The following is a 14914-nucleotide window of genomic DNA, read 5'->3' as shown; positions in this document are numbered from 1 at the left end:
AATCTAATAAATAAATGATGATTTCAGCCGCTGAGCTGAATGCTCAACAACTGCCGATTAAATTATGGGATCTGTTAGGTAAAATAATTGAGGTTAAATTAAGCTTTGTTATCTAATAGTTTATTAATTTCTTTTACTATTGGCAGTTGTACTGGCTCAAATACTGGCATAGGCAAAGAGAGCGTATAGAGAATGGTTGCTTTAGGCGTACTCCCGAGTGCCTGCCATACTTGCCCTGTTACTTTTTCACTGTACTCATTACCGAATATTTGGCTGCGGATACCATAAGGTGATATATCAATTTGTTGTGCGAGTAGTAACTCTTCAGGTAGAAAATCGTACCGTCCTATACCTGCAATTAAATAGCCCATGATCAAATGCTCTATCGCAGCGCTTTGCTGTGGGTTTTTACTCCAAACGGTTAGCATATAAGTCAATGACACAAATTTAGGCTCAATGAATCGTGTACGGTGAGTTTGCGTAAAATTTATTTGCGTACGAGGTGGCTCACTTTGACGACGCTGAATATCTTCAGTTATACCAACTAAATAACAATTTATTGCGGGGTCGCTGCCTAAACCAGTAGTAAATTCATTATCTGGCGCTTGAAAGCTCAATACAATAGAAGTATCTACTACATCATCGTTATTATTGAGCGATAAAACTTTGTCTTTAATAAACGAATCAAGTGCCTGTTGTACTTTATAAATTAAGGTTGCGTCCATTGTGCCCTCCCGTTAACCACGTTGATAAAGATTGCTGGGTCATAAAGCCGGCATGTTGTTTTGAGAGTTCTCTATGTAATGCATTGGCAATCTCGGCTCGACTAATCAACTTTTTGTCAGCGATCAAACTTTGCAACAATGCCATTTCGCAGATATTGATTATTTGCGCAGCACTGAGCTCAAACAATGCTGCAAGTTGGCTAATGCCTTGGCATAAATCACTATCTGCATTGGTGCTTAAATTACGCTGCCAAATATCAACGCGCTGCTGTTTATCAGGTAAAGTAAACTCAATTACCCCTTGAAAGCGACGTAAAAATGCCTCATCAAGGTTACTTTTAAAGTTAGTACTTAGTAACAACAAGCCCGTGTAGTGTTCCATACGTTGAAGTAGGTAACTTACGCCCATATTGGCGTTTTTATCATGGCTTGACTCTACCTCGCTGCGTTTTGCAAAAATCGCATCTGCTTCGTCAAACATGAGTACCGCATTATATTTCTGAGCTGAATCAAATAGCTTAGCTAAGTGCTTTTCAGTTTCACCTATCCATTTACTGGCAATATTGGCCAAATTAACTATGTACAGTGGTAGTTGCAATTCACCTGCAATGGCTTCTGCGGCCATAGATTTACCAGTGCCTGGTTTACCCCAAAATAGCGCTTTACATCCTTGATTAAAACTAGGTAGACGCTGTTGTAATGAAGCTTTAAAATTAATTCTGGCGATTAACTCCTGCAATTGCACCGTAATTTTGTCATTCAATATCATGTCGTCGAGGGTAAAGCGCGCTTGACACAATTTAGCTAGTTCATCGCAGTGTTGACTTTGCGCTGAAAAACACAGCGCTTGCAATGTTTCCCAGTAATCTTGTTCATCACTTTTATCTGCCTTAGCATTATTTGCTAGCTGCTTCATATGAGGTAACGCTACGGGATATTTAGCCACCAACTGCTGAGCTTGGGCTTTATCTAAATGCGTATGTTGCTCGCTATTACATAACGACAACCAAGCCTCTTTTAATTGTGACAAATTTGGTACTTGTACTTTAATTTTTAATGATTGCGTAAATACCTCGTCAAACAAGGGGCTAGCTGTTGTTGTTATTAACGCCAATTTTGTACATTGCTCAACTAGAGTATTTAATTGAATTAAGTTGTGTTGTAACAAGCTACCAATTTCGGGCCAATACAATAATACTGGTTGCGTTTGAGCTATGAGCTGTAAGCAGGCAAATTCATGCGCTAAATGAGATATGTTGAAACCATTGTTTGGCTCTGCTACATAGTGTGCCAACGTGGTATCGCACCGTAATGCCAACTGCTGAGTATACCAGGCGGTTATTTCATCATTTTCACTGTCGATAATAAGTAATGATTGAGCTGCAACCTCTTCTGGTAAACTAAAACAACTATCAAATACTGGGTCCTGCGCCGTGTCTACTAAAGTAAAGAAACTAAGGTAATCACAGCTTGTAGTACCACATTGCAAAAATTCATGTAAATAAGGGGCAATATTCACTGCGCTTTGTAAACCTATACTCTCATTTGTTAGGTATATTAACCCCCATTTAAACAATGCTGATTTAGGGCCAAATTCTGCTATGGTGTTGTATTTATTTAAAGATTCGTCCACTAATGTTACTAACTTATCTAAACTCAATGTTGGCCCTTGCTCAAACCAACTTAATCCTAAAAATGGGGCTATTACGTCTGGATCTTGAACTTGAATATAAACAAGTGCTAGCAACTTAGTTTCAGAATGAGACAACGAAAATAAATCAGTAAGATGGTTAAACCGTGGCATAAAAATTAGTTTATTTAACTGCTCATGTAGCTCTTTAACAGTATCACTTAGATGTTCATCTTGTGCTTTTAGCGCACTACCAAACTGATAGAGATGATAAGCAACTCGCCGCTCTTGCTCTGAATGAGGCACTTGTAATTGAGGTATAATGGCACTCATATCACTCTCCTAGAGCCATTTTTTGTGCCAGCTCATCAGCTCTCACTCCAACCTGCTTAGCCCATCTAGAGTCAAGCATTTCAGCCGCTGCTAAAGGGTAATTTTTATCTTCCAGTGCCCTGAGCATATTTTTAAACTTACATAGCCCTGCAACCCCAAGATTAAACGCCATATCTAGCAAAATAATCTTTTTAGTTTCATTCAATAATTTGAAAACGCGAATATGCACTGCAACCTGTGCTATAACATTATTAATGTCATTGTTTAATAGGTAATCTACCTCATCCAATGACAAACCTTTATCTTCTAAGTTACGGCCAATACCGATCGTTAATTTTCCTTCGGTACATCTATATGGTTTTAATGATAACCCCTCATAACGCAATAATTGGGCTTTCAGCGTTTGTATATTTGTTTCACTTAGATACGCCATAATTAAACCTCAACAATCGGTTTCAATAGCATTTCAGGTAAAGTTAGCATCATACTTTGCGCTAATCCCTCGACTTCAATTGCGACTAATTGTTGATTACGTCGCTCAACCAGAATACCGCAATACCCTTGTAAACTACCGCTAACAATTTCCACTTTAGTTCCTACTAGCAAACGATTAGACAGCACTTCAACCACTTTACCTGTAGATATAAAACGTTGAATTTTTTTCATTTCTTGCTGAGAAATCACAGCTGGTAGATTATTAAATTTAATATATGAAACGAAACCTGGTAGGCGTTTTAACTGTTGAAATTCATTACCGTCAATATAAACAAATACGTATGATTTAAATAACGGTACGCTTACCACTTTGGTTCGGTCACTCCATTGGCGGGCCTGATCTATTAAAGGCAAAAATGCTTCACAATCACTTTGCAAAAGATTGACCTGTACAGCAAATTTTTTCTCACTATTGGCTTTGGTATAAACCACAAACCACTGCCTTTCATTTTTCATATTAATGCTCCAGCCAAGCTCCGCCACATCAATCCCAGCTAAGGTGATGCGAATGTTCGATTTAAATTTGGGTATCTTGGTCAGATACCCCGTTATTTGAATAACGGGGTATTCATCTGTTTGTGAAAAAGATTTTTTAAATTATTTTGTGGTTACAAGCCAAGAAAAACCGATGACCTGAACATGAGGGCTTATACATACTGTAATGCACTTAGTTTCTTACGAGCCAATTGCACACGCTTTCTTGCATTTTCTTGGCTAATTTGTAATTGGTTTGCTATTTCTGAGTACTCCATTTCATAAATAAATTTATACTGGATCACTTGCTTTAAATCATTAGGCAAATCATTAATGGCATCCATCAACTTCTGATATAGGTGAATACGTTCATACTCACTTTCCAATGTTTGTGACTGGCTCTCCGTAAAATAAAACTGTGTTGAGGAGCTGTTGGCTTGTTTCACTAAATCGCTTTCTTTACTATTTAAGCGATGTATATCCATACAGATGTTATGGGCTATCCGACAAAGCCAAGCAAACATGTTTTCTATTTGAGAGCTGTCTTGTATATAAACTTTAAGCGCTTTTTCACACGCTTGTGCCATGGCGTCTTCAACTCGATCTTGGTCACTATATAACCATTTATAGCAACAAGCCCGCACTCGTTTTTCATAATCTGACCAAATAACCCAAAACTTTAGGTGGGGATTAGTTTCAAGCTGAACGCTTGAATGGGAACTCCTTGATAAAAACATCATCTCTCCGCTTTAAATTGAATTTACGAAGCGATGACGTAGAACCAAGAGTTATGTGAACAAAAACAAAACAAAAGAAAAACAAAAAAATAACAATATGTAGTTATTTATCATTAATCGGTGTTTTTCTTACTTGTCTGTATTTAAGGAAATAATAGTATTACTTTTTTGATTCGTGTCTATTACAAAGCATTACAACAAAAAAGCGCCAATATATTGCAAGGTAGAGGAGTGATAAAAACTAATAATCGCTTTTATTACTGTATGTAGTTTTAATTATTAGAATAGCGTTATAAATTAAAGTCTGTGAACTTAAACCTCATCAAATAAAACTGCACTGACAAAAAATTAGCAGTCCTAGTCTCAATAGGACGGTTCAATACCTTCTAACTTATAAGTAGTTGTTTTGTTATTTCCGACTTATAAAATATGGGTTAAATGGAACTTATGAAGTAAAGGGAAAGTACTTAGTGAAATAAATTTAATGCTTGATAAGTATTCTAATTCTATATTGCGCGTACTTAAATAAAAGCCGGAAATACGTATCTAGCAGCTTGTCTTATCGATTAAAACCACAATACCCATCTTCACTTGAAATGCGTGCTTCACACTAAATTATCTATAGGATCTGGACTATTCCACCACGGTACATCTAATTTACTCTCGATAAAATACAAGCAAAGGCATTATTGATGTTAAATAGCCTTTAATACCAACTGACATAAGTACCGGTACAATTTAACGAATTCCCCTTCCAATAGCGTTGTTATAATTTTTATTTAAAACAACTAGATATAAAAAATATTACCTAGTCTTTAAGTATTAAAATTTATTTAACCTAGGGCTGCACATGTTTGGTATTTATACTGCTTTATCGCCTATTGATGGGGGTAACCGCACAACATAGGCTAACCCTTACCTAAAAGATAAACAGACTCTAGTTATAGTGCAATTTACCTATCGTTAAATAGACCTCATATCTAAATAACCTGAACTCTGGATAATAAATTTATCTCAAGCAGTTGTTTTCAGCGCTAACTGCGTTTAATTTACTGAAATCTCTAGCTAGAGAGAAATAAACTTAAATATCACTGTAGTTCAATATGTTAGTAAACCTCTTAACCAGAGATCAAATAGAGTAGGTTGGTTTAACCATTGAAAATTACTGATAAAAACGAATACTCCTTAGCATTAATTTGCTAAAGGGTTTTTATTTGCGTTAAATTAGCCCATTGGCAAAATAAATCAATAAACTGGTCGTGTTTATCAACTTTAAACCATTAGGAATTTATGACTAAAGATATATTACTGCATCCGTTTCTTCTCTCACTAATAATGTTAACAATTGCATTTGTGCTTAAGATACTTGTCGATAAGTTAGCAAAAAGTCGCGCTGAGAAAAAAGAAAAAGATATTCGCTACATCGCGCATAATATTAAGCACTTTATTAACTTTGTAATGGTGATATCACTTCTCTTTGTGTGGTCTACAGAGATTCAAAACTTTGCACTTTCTATTGCCGCCTTTGCTGTGGCGATTGTACTTGCAACGCGTGAATTTATTCAGTGTGTAATAGGCTTTTTTTACCTAGTAACAACACGCCCGTTTAGAGTGGGTGATTGGATACAAGTTGGTGATTACTTTGGTGAAGTTGCTGAAACCGATTGGATTAAAACGACCATGCATGAAATTGATATACATACTTATCAATTTTCGAGAAAAACCATATACATACCAAACAATAAGCTAATTACCAGCTCGATTAAAAACTTAAACTTTGTAAAACGCTTTGTTACACACCATTTTATTATTGTCCGAAGAGAGAGCTTTAACCCGTACCCTATTCACGACACATTAACTGAACAGGCTAAGCTGTACTGCGAAGAGTTTCAAGAAGTAGCAAGCCGCTATAATTCGATGATTGAGCGTAAACTTGATGCAAAAATATCTGGCCCAGAGCCTGTAATTCACTTTGGTACAACCGATTTAGGTGAGTTTAAAGCAAGCTTTACCTTGTTTTGTCCTACAGAAAAAGCGCTTGAGATAGAGCACAAATTAACAGAGTGCTTTTTTGCGTTATGGTATAAAGAGGCTGAAAAAACTAAAGGGGATGAGGGAGAAGTATAAACCTCACCTACACAGAGTAAAAATACAAATTGTAGGTGCGAATTTATTTCGTGCTCTATTTCTGAGCTTATATTTAAAAAGCGAGGTGTAAAACCTCACCTACACAGAGTAAGCATGCAAATTGTAGGTGCGAATTTATTTCGTGCTCTATTTCTGAGCTTATATTTAAAAAGCGAGGTGTAAAACCTCACCTACACAGAGTAAGCATGCAAATTGTAGGTGCGAATTTATTTCGTGCTCTATTTCTGAGCGTATATTTAAAAAGCGAGGTGTAAAACCTCACCTACCCAGAGTAAGCAGGCAAATTGTAGGTGCGAATTTATTTCGCGCTCTATTGCGTGAGCGTATATTTAAAAAGCGAGGTGTAAAACCTCACCTACACAGAGTAAAAATACAAATCGTAGGTGCGAATTTATTTCGCGCTCTATTACGTGAGCGTATATTTAAAAAGCGAGTGTAAAACCTCACCTACCCAGAGTAAAATACAAATCGTAGGTGCGAATTTATTTCGCGCTCTATTACGTGAGCGTATATTTAAAAAGCGAGTGTAAAACCTCACCTACCCAGAGTAAAAATACAAATCGTAGGTGCGAATTTATTTCACGCTCTATTACGTGAGCGTATATTTAAAAAGCGAGGTGTAAAACTTCACCTACACTGAGTAAGAATGCAAATTGTAGGTGCGAATTTATTTCGCGCTCTATTACGTGAGCGTATATTTAAAAAGCGAGGTGTAAAACCTCACTTTCATCAAAACGAAAGCGCGAATCCACTTCGCGCTCATGGTTTTTTATGCTGTACCACCCACTGTTAACTGATCAATTTTAAGGCTTGGTTGGCCTACGCCTACCGGTACGCTTTGACCATCTTTACCGCAAACACCAACACCTTTATCAAGTGCTAAGTCGTTACCAACCATAGATATTTGCTGCATTACTTCTGGGCCATTACCAATAAGCGTTGCGCCTTTAATTGGCTGAGTAATTTTACCGTTTTCGATTAAATACGCTTCTGATGCGCTAAATACAAACTTACCTGAGGTTATATCAACTTGTCCGCCGCCAAAGTTAGGCGCGAATACCCCTTTTTTAACACTACTGATAATATCGGCTTGGCTGTGCTCACCACCTAACATGTAGGTATTAGTCATGCGAGGCATTGGTAAATGTGCGTAAGACTCACGACGTGCGTTTCCGGTAGGATTTACACCCATTAAACGCGCGTTTAGCTTATCTTGCATATAGCCTTTTAAAATACCGTTTTCGATTAGCACGTTGTAAGCCGCTGGTGTACCTTCGTCATCTACGTTAAGTGAACCTCGACGGTCAGCTATGGTGCCATCATCAACCACAGTACACAGCTCAGATGCTACTTTTTGGCCCACTTTACCACTAAACGCAGACGCGCCTTTACGGTTAAAGTCGCCTTCAAGGCCATGCCCTACCGCTTCGTGTAAAAGCACGCCAGGCCAACCATTACCAAGTACAACTTCCATCGTGCCTGCAGGTGCATCAATAGCTTCAAGATTTACTTTAGCTTGGCGTACCGCTTCTTCTGCAAATTCCATCCAACGCGGTTTACCATCAACAAGCTCTTTAAAGTAACCATAATCTAAACGTGCACCACCGCCTGCGCCACCGCGTTCACGGCGACCATTTTTTTCAAGCAGTACTGAACAGTTTAAGCGAATAAGTGGGCGAATATCGGTAGCAAACGTGCCATCACTTGCCGCGATTAATACTTCTTCGTATACCGCAGACATTGAGCTAATTACTTGCTCTGCATCGGGTGCTAATTCACGAATGTAGTTTTCAAGTTCGCGTAATAAATTAACCTTGTCGGTATCGCTCATACTCGAAATTGGTTGATGCGGTGCAAACTGCTCTTTAGCTTTAACATCGCTAAATACTTTAATTGCTCTATCTTCGCCAGCATCGGCAATGCTACGCGCTGCTGTTGCCGCTTTATTTAGCGCTTCAAGGTTTATTGCATCAGAGTAAGAAAAACCTGTTTTTTCGCCGCTTACAGCACGTACACCAACACCACGTTCAACGTTATAAGAACCTTCTTTAACTAAGCCGTCTTCAAGCACCCACGATTCGTGGTGGCTTGATTGAAAATATAAGTCAGCGTAATCCACTTTATGCTGATGTATGTAAGCGAGCGTTTTTTCGAGTTCTTCTCTATTTAGCAGGCTGTCGTGTAGTAAATGCTGTTCAACCGAATTCATAATAAATGCTCTCTAAATCGTTGATGAGACTGCACGGGCATATCTCGTCTAATTTTTTGTAACTGGTCTAAATCTGCGTGGCAGCTTATAAAACCGGTGCCTGTTGGCAATTCGCTCAGGGTATTGCCCCAAGGTGAAATAATAATACTGTGACCATATGTTTGTCGGCCATTTTCATGTGTACCGTGTTGAGCCGCTGCAACTACATAGCATTGTGTTTCTATTGCGCGAGCTGCTAATAGCGGTTGCCAGTGTGCTTGCCCTGTAACAACTGTAAATGCACTCGGGACTAAAATAATCTCCGCGCCTTGGCGAACTAGATCATTGAACAAGCCACTAAAGCGCAGATCATAACATACTGTTAAACCTATTTTACCAAATGGAGACTCAACCACCACCACATCGCTACCTGCTTGGGTAAAATCTGATTCTCGATAGCTACCTGTCTTATCATCTACGTTTACATCAAATAAATGTATTTTGTTGTACGTTGCAACAAGCTCGCCTTGATTATTGAGTAAGTGCGATGCTGCGTAATACTTATGTTCGTTAAATGGCTCAGGCATTGTGCCTGCATTTAACCAAATATTATGGTGTTGGCACAATTCACTAAGTTGTAATTTGTATTGCTCAACTTGCTTAGCAACAAGTAAAGTATCGCTGCCACTTTTACTAAACACTAAAAAAGCTTCTGGCAAGCAAACAAGTAATGGCCTTGTTGCTGGCAGAGTTTTAAGTGCGCGCTTTAAGCTTGCTATGTTGTCATCAGGGTTTAGCCCTGAACACATTTGTAGGGCAACTATTGTGGGTGTGCTTATGCTTGCTGTTTTGTTCATTGCGTTACTGTTACTTGTGCATCTTTAAGCTTTAAATCGACTGATGCTTGTGGCTGATTTTGCGCAGCTTGAGGTAGTGTAACTTCACGACTTTTTCTGTCGAGTTCTTGAACAATAGGATCGTTCATTTTACCCGTTACTTTAAAATTGATCTCTGAGATGACGCGCGCAGAATGAATAACTTTATCAAGTGCTAAAGCAGCAAGCCCTGTTACTGGATTAACCATCCATGCCACTATAACCGGAATGCTTGAGGTTACTTGTGGCGCTACAGCAAGGTCATAATCTATATCTAGGGTATTTAAGTTTGCGTAGCCTTTAATAGTTAAATCGGCAGGCACACCGTCCATTTTAGTATCTTTAGTGTAAGCGATACCGTTTTCTAACTGCATAGAGCCTTGCATGCTGTTATAAAAAAAGCCCTTTGAAAATACATCTCTAAAATCAAGTTTCAGTTTGCGTACGAGTGAATCAAGGCTCAACAGCGAAAATACGCGTGCACCACCATCACTGATTTCAGTTAAGTGACCTTCCCCTAAATCCCAAGTAACTTCACCACTTAAAGTTTTCACATCAAAATCATAAGGTGCAGCTTGCCAAGTAAGATCATAATTTAGATCAGCTTTAGAATCCTTAATTGCAGAGGTAATATCAAACTCGCCAAACAATGCGCCTATATCATCACTTTTAAGCTCACCACTTAGCATTGTCAAACCATTTTGCCATAGCCCTTTAGTGCGCAGTACATGATCTCCTTTATCGATTACAAGTTCTGATATCGATAAGCGCTCGCCATCACCTAATAATGACGCACTCACTTTATCAAGCTGATAGCGATCAATTTTGCAGTCACTACATTCAAACTCAATGGCAGGTATTTTAGTAAGCCAGCTCAAGTCTTCCTCAGGAAGTACATCTGTTATTTCAATTAATTGCTCGCTAGGCTGTGCAAAATTAAGCCTTAAGTAATCGGTATTAATTCGTATAGGCTGGCTAGGTTGTGATGTAGGAATAAAAACTCCAGCTCTAAGTTCTTTAGCATTTAGCTTTAGGTATAAATCGTCTTTTGATGGTGCTAAACGCATTTCAAAATCATTAAAGATGATGTTACTCGCATCAAGCATACCTACATTTGCGACCACCTCATTAAGCGGTGGCATAATCCCTTTTGATTCTTTATCTGGATTTGCTTTACCTGCTTTAATTATTTGATCAATCAGATCAAACCAAGGCACTAGTTCACTCTGCTCAAGATTTATATTTACGCTTAAGTCTTTTTGGTTTAATCCTAAATCTTGTTTTCCGATCACAAAATGGGCATTACTAAACTGTGATTTCCCATTTTCTAAAATAGCATTAAAGTAAAACTGTTGATTAGCGTTTGCTGTAATGAGATTAGAAATATCATCACCTTGAACTACTGCATCAAGTGCCCACGCTTGTTCGCTATTTTTATTATAAGGTGCGGGTAAGTTACTCGTTAAGCCAAGTAGTTCTGAGTTTACCTGTGCACGGTAATTAAAGCCTTGTTCGGTAAAATTAAGTACTAAACCAATATCAACATCGCTTTGCCCACTTAAATAATTTTTTAATATACCTTGCCCACTATCAATTAGTGTATCGGCGTCAACTTTGGCGTTTATATCTATGTTTGCTTGGTAATTTTTAGCATCACTTTTACTGCTGTAATTAATATTTAGCGGCATACCCAACCACTTCGCAGTCGCATTTTTAAGTGTAATATTGTCGTTTGTAAAATTAAGCTCGCCAGTTAAGTTTTTAAGCTCAATGCCTGGCGTTGCTATAAATACTGGCAAGTCATTTAAATTAACTTTGCCGCTAACACTGGCTCCGCCTTTAAACTTAGAGCCTACTAAAAGCTCAATACTGGCATCGGCTTCGCCTTTGCCCTGTACGACTTTAAAAATTTCAGCAAGAGGTTTGGCAATAGGTGTCGCTGCAAAAAAATCATGTAACTTTTCCATCTCTGCTTTTTTATCAATTTGCACAATAAGTTCATCAGCATTCATTAAATCTGCAATGCTCACCTGTACACTATGACCAATATCTAAATTAACCAACTTGCCTTGCTGGCTATATATGTCCATCCGCTCATTAGCAAAATGTAGCTGCACATTAGCATTAGTGACCGCAGGCCAATCAGGGTCAAACTCATAGGTTGCATTGTCTATTTGTGCTAATACATCAAACTGACCACTACCATCAGTAAATGGGAAACCAGACAAAGGCCCTGCAAATAAGACCTGTGCTTTAGATACTTCTCCGCCTTTAATTGCACCATTTAAATAGCTAACGAGCTCATGGCTCATTGCTTTTAGCGGGAAGTAATGCCCTGCAATATTGGCATCTGGAGCGAACGCTTCTGCATATAAATCTAAACGAGGCGTATCCCCGAGGCTCAGCTGCATTTCAGCAGCAAGTGTTATTTCATTATTATCAAACCAAATTTCATCACTACTGATGTGCCAACCTTCTTTTCGATTTACTAAATCTAAATCGATATTAATTTGATTATATTGGATATCATTACTAAAGTTTTCGCCAGTAACAAGCGTGCCATTTTCGCCAAATAAGCTAATACGTCCGCTTGCTTGATTTACAAGACCACTTACTCTTAACCCTTGAGCAGCCGGTACTGAATCGAGCTCTTGCCAACCAATATTGTCAGCCTCAAACCATAGCTGCCACTGCTCAACGCTTTCAAAATTTAAATATGCTTGTTTAATCAAACCACTTGGTTCACGCTCTAAAAAAGGGGCTAAACCATTAAAATTAGTTAATCCAGCTAAATTATTTAGTAGCTCTAAATCAACTTGCTGTAACCATACTTTGTTTTGCGCATCTAGCTTTGCTTCAAACTCTAAACTTGGCCAAGCCTTGCTGTTACTAGCAAATGTTAAACCTGTACTTTTTAAGCGCCAACCATTTTGCTCTGGGTATAAATGAAATCCCCCTTCGCTTAAACTAACTTGTTGATTTTTTTCTTCATACTGCCAACGCACAAAGCTTGGTAACCATTGCACTTTTATATCGCTAAATAGCCCTTTTTCGAGCTTAAGCCAAGCTTGTAAATTTATATCACTGTGTAATTGCTGCTTTTCACTTGTTATGTATTGCGCTAACCAGTTAGATACATCTACTTTATTTGCTTGCACATACATATCACCAATTACCTTTTCCAAGGTCTTACCCGATAAAGCAATGCGCGCATCAAAATTACCAACTGAGATACCAGGCAATGCCAAGCTACCACTGCCTAGGTGTTTTTTATCTTCATTTTGCCAAGTAATATTTTTAAGCATTACTTTACGCTCTTTACCATCTTCAAGTATGAAGTTGACGCTTGAATTCTCAATAGCAAAATGCCCAGTTTCACCTAAAAAAAGACCTTCAATGAGTTCTTTTTGTTCAAAAGAAACTTCACCTTGCTCATTGCCATTAAATAAGTTGCCCACATTAACGCTGGTGTGAAAGCCACTAATAACAAAATAATTAGATTTTAACTGTAGCGTTTTTAAGCTTTCCCACAAATTAAGCTCTAAACTGGTTTTTGCGATGGTAAGAGAAATAGGAGCCGTTTCATTATCTTTAAAGGATAAATCTTCAAGAACCAAAGCGGGGCCACTACCCTGCCAACTTGCTGAAATAGAACCAATTGAAAGGCTGACATCAAATTTACTGTGTAAGTAAGTTTCAATATCGCCTTTATAGTCATTAGCATAAGGAAGTGTATATTTTAAAATAGAAACAATAACGGCCAGTAATACCAAAATTATGGCGCAGGTTTGCCATAACTTTCTAAAACAAAAAAAACAGACCGCTTTTGCTTTCATTACATCATTACCACATCAAACTGTTCTTGGCTGTATAAACTCTCGGTTTGAATATGTACTTGCTTACCAATAAAAAGCTCAAGTTCCGCTAGGTTATGATATTCGTCATTAAGTAAAGATTCACTCACTGCTGGGGCAGCGTACACCATAAATTTATCGGCTGCGTAAGCACGATTAACGCGCACTATCTCGCGTAATATTTCATAGCACACTGTTTCAACTGTTTTTTGCGAACCACGACCTGAACATGCAGGACATACATCACATAAAATATGTTCTAGACTTTCGCGCGTACGCTTACGGGTCATTTCCACTAAACCGAGTGCAGAAAGACCATTTATATTCGTTTTGGTGCAATCTTTCGATAACGCAGATTCAAGCGAATGTAATACGCGGCGTTTGTGGTCTTCGCTTACCATATCAATAAAATCGATAATAATAATGCCGCCTAAATTACGTAGTCTGAGTTGACGGGCGATAGCCGAAGTAGCTTCTACATTGGTATTAAAAATAGTTTCTTCTAAATTACGATGGCCAACAAAAGCTCCAGTGTTTACATCAACCGTGGTCATCGCTTCGGTTTGATCAATAATGATATAACCGCCCGATTTTAACGTTACTTTACGATGTAATGCTTTTTGAATTTCATTTTCGACATCAAACAAATCAAATATTGGGCGCTCACCTGGATAATACTCAAGTACTTTAGAAAGCTGTGGTACAAACTCATCAGTAAATAACTTAAGCTCTTGATAAGTCAATTTTGAATCGACACGAATACGCTCCATGTCTTCACCTACATAATCACGAAGCGTTCTGAACGCAAGTGTTAAGTCTTCATGTAAGATGCTCGCTTTACTTGTTTTTTTTCTGCGAGATACTATTTTTTCCCATAACTTTCTTAAAAATTCAGCGTCGTGCCTTAGCTCAGCTTCGATTGCCCCTTCGGCTGCTGTACGCACAATAAAACTGCCATTTTCATCGCCATATTCCGCAACTATTTTTTTAAGGCGTGCACGCTCTTCTTCGGTTTCGATGCGTTGGCTAACTCCTACATGAGTAGCATCGGGCATAAATACTAAATAACGAGAAGGAATTGTTATATCTGTGGTGAGTCTTGCACCTTTAGTACCAAGCGGATCTTTAACCACTTGCACCATAATGTATTGACCTTGGCGAACTAACTCACGAATATCTTGTACTTTTTTTATCGGAGTGTCGTCAACGCCTTCTACAATTGATGCGCTGTTTACGATATCTGACGCATGCAAAAAGGCCGCTTTTTCAAGGCCTATATCAACAAAAGCAGCTTGCATTCCTGGTAATACACGACTTATTTTCCCTAAGTAAATATTACCAACAATACCGAGGTTGCCAATACGCTCAAGTTGAATTTCTTGTAATACACCGTTTTCTATTAAGGCAACACGGCTTTCGCTTGGTGTGACATTGATCAGTAATTCTGTACTCATG

10 protein-coding genes are annotated in these 14914 nt (G+C 38.3%); 1 reads left to right on the top strand and 9 read right to left on the bottom strand.

Features of this window, described 5'->3' with window-relative positions:
• Positions 1 to 98 precede the first annotated feature (98 nt).
• The 5 genes from AOR04_RS02110 to AOR04_RS02090 form a co-directional block, all read right to left on the bottom strand.
• The gene (locus tag AOR04_RS02110; protein WP_007378999.1) at positions 99 to 725 is read right to left on the bottom strand and encodes a Pvc16 family protein; all 627 of its coding nucleotides are present in this window, start codon (positions 723 to 725) and stop codon (positions 99 to 101) included.
• The gene (locus AOR04_RS02105; RefSeq protein ID WP_007378998.1) at positions 703 to 2688 is read right to left on the bottom strand and encodes an ATP-binding protein; all 1986 of its coding nucleotides are present in this window, start codon (positions 2686 to 2688) and stop codon (positions 703 to 705) included. Before AOR04_RS02105 ends, AOR04_RS02110 begins: the two co-directional genes overlap by 23 nt.
• Before the next feature lies 1 nt (position 2689).
• Positions 2690 to 3121: a glycoside hydrolase family protein gene (locus AOR04_RS02100; RefSeq protein ID WP_007378997.1), complete on the bottom strand. Its 432-nt coding sequence runs from the start codon at positions 3119 to 3121 to the stop codon at positions 2690 to 2692.
• A 2-nt stretch (positions 3122 to 3123) separates the two neighbouring features.
• A complete protein-coding gene (locus tag AOR04_RS02095; RefSeq protein WP_008137321.1) occupies positions 3124 to 3666 on the bottom strand; it encodes a UpxY family transcription antiterminator in 543 nt (180 codons plus the stop codon).
• A gap of 164 nt (positions 3667 to 3830) precedes the next feature.
• The gene (locus tag AOR04_RS02090; protein WP_232224826.1) at positions 3831 to 4397 is read right to left on the bottom strand and encodes an RNA polymerase sigma factor; all 567 of its coding nucleotides are present in this window, start codon (positions 4395 to 4397) and stop codon (positions 3831 to 3833) included.
• Between the two features lie 1287 nt (positions 4398 to 5684).
• Here AOR04_RS02090 and AOR04_RS02085 point away from each other — a divergent pair.
• Positions 5685 to 6521, top strand: coding sequence for a mechanosensitive ion channel family protein (locus AOR04_RS02085; protein ID WP_007378994.1), 837 nt, complete (start codon positions 5685 to 5687; stop codon positions 6519 to 6521).
• 790 nt (positions 6522 to 7311) lie between these two features.
• Here the strand turns inward: AOR04_RS02085 and tldD are convergent.
• Genes tldD through rng form a run of 4 tightly spaced genes read right to left on the bottom strand, consistent with a single transcriptional unit; the run spans position 7312 to position 14913 of the window.
• Complete coding sequence (tldD, locus tag AOR04_RS02080; RefSeq protein WP_033040856.1) at positions 7312 to 8751, bottom strand: metalloprotease TldD; 1440 nt, start codon at positions 8749 to 8751, stop codon at positions 7312 to 7314.
• Entirely contained in the window at positions 8748 to 9587 is an 840-nt protein-coding gene (locus AOR04_RS02075; RefSeq protein ID WP_096792387.1) for a carbon-nitrogen hydrolase family protein, read from the bottom strand. Before AOR04_RS02075 ends, tldD begins: the two co-directional genes overlap by 4 nt.
• The gene (locus AOR04_RS02070; RefSeq protein ID WP_096792386.1) at positions 9584 to 13441 is read right to left on the bottom strand and encodes a YhdP family protein; all 3858 of its coding nucleotides are present in this window, start codon (positions 13439 to 13441) and stop codon (positions 9584 to 9586) included. The genes AOR04_RS02075 and AOR04_RS02070 overlap by 4 nt, the downstream gene beginning before the upstream one ends.
• The gene (gene rng / locus AOR04_RS02065; protein WP_007378601.1) at positions 13441 to 14913 is read right to left on the bottom strand and encodes a ribonuclease G; all 1473 of its coding nucleotides are present in this window, start codon (positions 14911 to 14913) and stop codon (positions 13441 to 13443) included. Before rng ends, AOR04_RS02070 begins: the two co-directional genes overlap by 1 nt.
• Position 14914: the final 1 nt, after the last annotated feature.

The sequence above is a fragment of the Pseudoalteromonas sp. 1_2015MBL_MicDiv genome (assembly GCF_002407505.1).
Taxonomy (GTDB): Bacteria; Pseudomonadota; Gammaproteobacteria; order Enterobacterales; family Alteromonadaceae; genus Pseudoalteromonas; species Pseudoalteromonas fuliginea.
This window is presented reverse-complemented; position numbering and strand designations above follow the sequence as displayed.

Excerpts from the sequence above, each read along its gene's own strand:
- AOR04_RS02110 (WP_007378999.1), bottom strand. The coding sequence starts at position 725 with ATGGACGCAACCTTAATTTATAAAGTACAACAGGCACTTGATTCGTTT.
- AOR04_RS02105 (WP_007378998.1), bottom strand. The coding sequence starts at position 2,688 with ATGAGTGCCATTATACCTCAATTACAAGTGCCTCATTCAGAGCAAGAG.
- AOR04_RS02100 (WP_007378997.1), bottom strand. The coding sequence starts at position 3,121 with ATGGCGTATCTAAGTGAAACAAATATACAAACGCTGAAAGCCCAATTA.
- AOR04_RS02090 (WP_232224826.1), bottom strand. The coding sequence starts at position 4,397 with ATGATGTTTTTATCAAGGAGTTCCCATTCAAGCGTTCAGCTTGAAACT.
- AOR04_RS02085 (WP_007378994.1), top strand. The coding sequence starts at position 5,685 with ATGACTAAAGATATATTACTGCATCCGTTTCTTCTCTCACTAATAATG.
- tldD (WP_033040856.1), bottom strand. The coding sequence starts at position 8,751 with ATGAATTCGGTTGAACAGCATTTACTACACGACAGCCTGCTAAATAGA.
- AOR04_RS02075 (WP_096792387.1), bottom strand. The coding sequence starts at position 9,587 with ATGAACAAAACAGCAAGCATAAGCACACCCACAATAGTTGCCCTACAA.
- AOR04_RS02070 (WP_096792386.1), bottom strand. The coding sequence starts at position 13,441 with ATGAAAGCAAAAGCGGTCTGTTTTTTTTGTTTTAGAAAGTTATGGCAA.
- rng (WP_007378601.1), bottom strand. The coding sequence starts at position 14,913 with ATGAGTACAGAATTACTGATCAATGTCACACCAAGCGAAAGCCGTGTT.